The following is a 4,611-nucleotide window of genomic DNA, read 5'->3' as shown; positions in this document are numbered from 1 at the left end:
CATCAAGTCCTCTTTCACGAAAGGCTTTTAGCCAATGAATTACCACAGAATGGGGAATGTGATGAAGTTTTGCCACCTCGCGGATACCAACATCCTGCTCGATGACCAATTTGATAATGTCTAAACGAAATTGATAAGGATAGGACATAATCTGCACCTCAAATTAGGTGTCCAAGTTTTGGGGTGCAGATCAACAAGCGGTCGGTTTTTCGTTAAAATTTGCAAATCCGCCATAACAAGCTACAATGCTTGAAATTTTTACCCATACATAAGAAATAAGGAATCCTTTCAATGAAAATTACGAAAAATGTCGTACCCGGTATCGCTTACCAAGTCCGCACACAAGACGGCGTATTAGTCGACGAAGCGCCTGTAGAACAACCGTTAGAGTATTTACACGGTCACAATAATTTGGTTCCCGGTTTGGAAAACGCGTTGGAAGGAAAAGCTGTCGGTGATGTCTTTGAAGTGCGCGTTAAACCGGAAGAAGGCTACGGCGAATACAATGACAATATGGTTCAACGCGTTCCGAAAGACGTTTTCACCGGCGTGGATGAGTTAGAAGTCGGCATGCGTTTTATCGCCGATACGGATATCGGTCCTCTGCCGGTGGTGATCACCGAAATCGACGGTGATGAAGTGGTAGTAGACGGTAACCATATGCTCGCCGGTCAAGAGTTACTCTTCTCGGTTGAAGTCGTTTCAACCCGTGAAGCCACATTAGAAGAAATCGCTCACGGTCATATTCATCAAGAAGGTGGTTGCTGTGGTCACGATCACGATGAAGAAGGTCACGGCTGCTGTGGCGGTCATCACGACCACGATCATCACCACCATCACGGACACGGCGGTTGCGGCTGCAATCACTAATCTAAGGGTTAGTTGAACGATGAGTGACACCCGATTACAATCAGGCACGGATTATCTCCGTGCCATTTTAAGTTCAAAAATCTACGATCTTGCCCAAAACACACCATTACAAAAAATGGAAAAACTCTCTGAGCGTTTGGGTAATCACATTTTTATCAAACGGGAAGATCGCCAGCCTGTGCACAGTTTTAAACTGCGTGGGGCTTATGCGATGATTTCGAACCTGTCTCCTGCACAAAAAGCTGCCGGTGTCATTGCCGCTTCGGCTGGGAACCACGCCCAAGGCGTTGCCTTATCCGCCAAACACTTAGGACTACGTGCCTTAATCGTCATGCCGCAAAATACTCCTGCAATTAAAGTAGATGCGGTACGGGGCTTCGGCGGTGAAGTATTACTCTACGGTGCCAATTTTGATGAAGCCAAAGCCAAAGCGATTGAGCTTTCCAACGAACTCAATATGACCTTCGTTCATCCGTTCGATCATCCGCTGGTGATTGCCGGACAAGGTTCTATCGGCATGGAATTACTTCAGCAAAATGCAGATTTAAATTATGTCTTCGTACCGGTCGGCGGAGGCGGTTTGATCGCCGGTGTTGCGGTATTAATCAAACAATTGATGCCTGAAATTAAAGTGATTGGCGTGGAATCCAAAGACTCCGCCTGTCTTTTTTATGCATTACAGGCGGGGCAACCGGTTGATTTGAATCGTGTCGGCTTATTTGCCGACGGTGTTGCCGTCAAACGTATCGGAGATGAAACCTTCCGTTTATGCCAACAATACGTCGATGATGTGGTGTTGGTGGATAACGATGAGATTTGTGCCGCCGTCAAAGATATCTTTGAGAATGTGCGCGCCATCGCCGAGCCGTCCGGTGCGCTGTCTTTGGCAGGATTGAAAAAATACGTCGCTCAACATAACTTACAAGGTAAAAACTTAGCCTGTTTGCTTTCCGGCGCCAATTTGAATTTCCACACGTTACGTTATGTTTCCGAACGATGTGAAATCGGTGAAAAACATGAAGCATTGCTTGCGGTCACCATTCCCGAGCAAAAAGGAAGTTTCCTCAAATTCTGTCAGATTATCGGCAATCGAGCCGTCACCGAATTCAACTATCGCCACGCCGATGATCATCACGCCTGTATATTTGTCGGCGTACGCATTACAGGCAATGCCGAGAAATCGGAAATCATCAAGGAATTACAGCAGCACGGCTATGATGTTGCCGATCTCTCGGAAGACGATATCGCCAAAACGCATATTCGTTATATGGTTGGCGGACGCCCGACTTCCGTCACACAAGAGAAACTGTACAGCTTTGAATTTCCGGAACAAAAAGGCGCATTACTCAAATTCCTCCAAACATTGGCCGATTGGGATATTTCATTATTCCATTATCGTGCTCACGGAGCGGATTACGGGGATATTTTGGCAGCTTTTGTTGTCGATGATGAAGGTCAAGCGCACTTTCAGCAAGATCTCGAACAATTAGGTTATCGTTATCAAAACGTCAGCGATAGCCCGGCTTATCAATATTTTTTAAGGTAGCAAATTATGGCAGAACGCAAATATTTCGGCACCGACGGGGTGCGCGGCAAAGTAGGTCAATATCCGATTACACCTGATTTTGCACTAAAACTGGGCTGGGCGGCAGGTAAAATTCTTGCCACTCAAGGATCAAAAAAAGTCTTAATCGGTAAAGATACCCGTATCTCCGGTTATATGTTGGAATCCGCATTAGAAGCCGGCTTAGCCGCAGCGGGGTTATCCGCTGCCTTTACCGGTCCGATGCCGACACCCGCAGTGGCTTATTTGACCCGTACCTTCCGTGCGGAAGCCGGCATCGTCATTTCGGCATCGCATAACCCTTATTATGATAACGGTATCAAGTTCTTCTCCGCTGACGGTGAAAAATTACCTGATGACGTGGAAGAAGCGATTGAGGCGTTACTTGATCAGCCGATGGATTGTGTCGAATCCGCCGAGTTGGGTCGTGCAAGCCGTATTAAAGATGCGGCAGGTCGTTATATTGAGTTCTGTAAAAGTACCTTTCCGGCGCATTTAAGCCTTGAAGGCTACAAAATCGTGGTCGATTGTGCCAACGGTGCGACCTACCATATCGCACCGAACGTCATGCGCGAACTTGGCGCTGAAGTCATTGAAATCGGTACGCGCCCGGACGGTTTAAATATCAATGAAAAATGCGGTGCAACCGATATCAAGGCGCTACAAAAAGTTGTGGTGGAATCCGGTGCCGATGTCGGGTTGGCATACGACGGAGACGGCGACCGTTTGATCATGGTTGATCATTTGGGTAACAAAGTCGATGGTGACCAAATTTTATTCATCATTGCCCGTGAAGCATTGCGAGCCGGTAAGTTACAAGGCGGCGTCGTCGGCACATTAATGAGTAACATGAGCTTGGAAATCGCCTTAAAACAGCTAGCAATTCCGTTTGCCCGTGCCAATGTCGGTGACCGTTATGTACTTGAACTGCTGAAAGAGAAAAAATGGAAATTAGGCGGTGAAAACTCCGGTCACATCATCGTATTGGATAAAAACAGCACCGGTGACGGTATCATCGCTTCACTTGAAGTATTGAGTGCAATGGTATCCCATAAACTGACGTTAAACGAGCTTGCCAAAGCGGTTCCGCTCTTCCCGCAAGTATTGCTTAACGTGCGCTTTGAAGGCGGCTCAAATCCGTTGGAAAGTGAAGAGGTCAAAGCGGTTGCAGCCGATGTTGAAAAACGTTTGGCGGGCAAAGGGCGTATTCTTCTCAGAAAATCAGGTACGGAGCCGTTAATTCGTGTCATGGTTGAATGCGAAGACGGCGCCTTGGCACAAAGTGCGGCGGAAGAAATTGTTGCCGCCGTAAAACGGAACTGACCGATAAAAGGTGGGCTTACGCCCACTTTTTATTTATCTAATAATATCTCCCGGCAATGCCCTTTCACATATAAAAATAAAGTAACGTAAGGAAAAATTATGGATCAGCTCGAAATGAAAAAAATTGCAGCCCGTGCTGCATTACAATATGTTAAACCCGATACGATTGTCGGTGTCGGCAGCGGCTCTACCGTCAATTGTTTTATTGAAGCCCTCGGCGAATTACGCGATGACATCAAAGGTGCCGTCGCCGCGTCAAAATATTCCGAAGAATTGTTAAGAAAACAGGGAATTGAGGTCTTTAACGCCAATGATGTGTCTTCCCTTGACGTTTATATCGACGGCGCCGACGAGATTACCCCGCAAGGTTATATGATTAAAGGTGGCGGCGCAGCGCTGACACGTGAAAAAATTGTGAGTTCATTAGCAAAAAAATTCATCTGCATTGTCGATTCCAGTAAACAGGTAGATGTGTTAGGCTCTACCTTCGCTTTACCGGTTGAAGTCATCCCGATGGCGCGTTCTTATGTTGCCCGTCAACTTGTAGCGCTAGGCGGTTCTCCCGAATACCGAGAAGGGGTTGTGACCGACAACGGCAACGTGATTTTAGACGTGTATAACTTTAAGATCCCGGAACCGCTAAAAACGGAACATACCATTAATAATATTGCCGGTGTCGTCACCAACGGTATTTTTGCGCAACGTTATGCCAATATTACTATTGTCGGTACACCGGACGGTGCAAAAATCATTGAATAGTCAAAATACTGTCCACGATGAATAACAAGCGGTCGGTTCCACCGATATTTTTGCAAAATATTCTGACAATCAGACCGCTTGTATATAACCGATTT

The 4,611-nt window shown here is 46.5% G+C and carries 5 protein-coding genes; 4 read left to right on the top strand and 1 reads right to left on the bottom strand.

Annotated features, from left to right (window positions below):
- Positions 1 to 148: transposase (locus ACEYJ7_RS00820; RefSeq protein WP_373777140.1), on the bottom strand; the 148-nt coding region annotated here is incomplete at its 3' end.
- Between the two features lie 143 nt (positions 149 to 291).
- On the opposite strand from ACEYJ7_RS00820, the gene slyD reads away from it, so the two are divergent.
- From slyD to rpiA, 4 genes are all read left to right on the top strand, one after another.
- Positions 292 to 870, top strand: coding sequence for a peptidylprolyl isomerase (slyD, locus tag ACEYJ7_RS00815; protein WP_373777139.1), 579 nt, complete (start codon positions 292 to 294; stop codon positions 868 to 870).
- 19 nt (positions 871 to 889) lie between these two features.
- A complete protein-coding gene (gene ilvA, locus ACEYJ7_RS00810; RefSeq protein ID WP_373777138.1) occupies positions 890 to 2,416 on the top strand; it encodes a threonine ammonia-lyase, biosynthetic in 1,527 nt (508 codons plus the stop codon).
- A 6-nt stretch (positions 2,417 to 2,422) separates the two neighbouring features.
- Positions 2,423 to 3,757 (top strand): phosphoglucosamine mutase, encoded by a 1,335-nt coding sequence (gene glmM, locus ACEYJ7_RS00805; RefSeq protein ID WP_373777137.1) that lies wholly within the window; start codon positions 2,423 to 2,425, stop codon positions 3,755 to 3,757.
- Between the two features lie 99 nt (positions 3,758 to 3,856).
- Positions 3,857 to 4,516 carry a ribose-5-phosphate isomerase RpiA gene (rpiA, locus tag ACEYJ7_RS00800; protein WP_373777136.1) on the top strand — a complete coding sequence of 220 codons (660 nt, stop codon included), beginning with the start codon at positions 3,857 to 3,859 and terminating at the stop codon, positions 4,514 to 4,516.
- The last annotated feature ends 95 nt before the right edge of the window (positions 4,517 to 4,611 follow it).

It is taken from the genome of Glaesserella sp., assembly GCF_041814905.1.
In the GTDB taxonomy this organism is placed as follows: domain Bacteria; phylum Pseudomonadota; class Gammaproteobacteria; order Enterobacterales; family Pasteurellaceae; genus Glaesserella.
The sequence above is the reverse complement of the archived record's forward strand: the minus strand, read 5'-3'. Positions and strand labels throughout refer to the sequence as shown.

Coding starts and splice junctions, on each gene's coding strand:
- rpiA (WP_373777136.1), top strand. CDS start 3,857: ATGGATCAGCTCGAAATGAAAAAAATTGCAGCCCGTGCTGCATTACAA.
- glmM (WP_373777137.1), top strand. CDS start 2,423: ATGGCAGAACGCAAATATTTCGGCACCGACGGGGTGCGCGGCAAAGTA.
- slyD (WP_373777139.1), top strand. CDS start 292: ATGAAAATTACGAAAAATGTCGTACCCGGTATCGCTTACCAAGTCCGC.
- ilvA (WP_373777138.1), top strand. CDS start 890: ATGAGTGACACCCGATTACAATCAGGCACGGATTATCTCCGTGCCATT.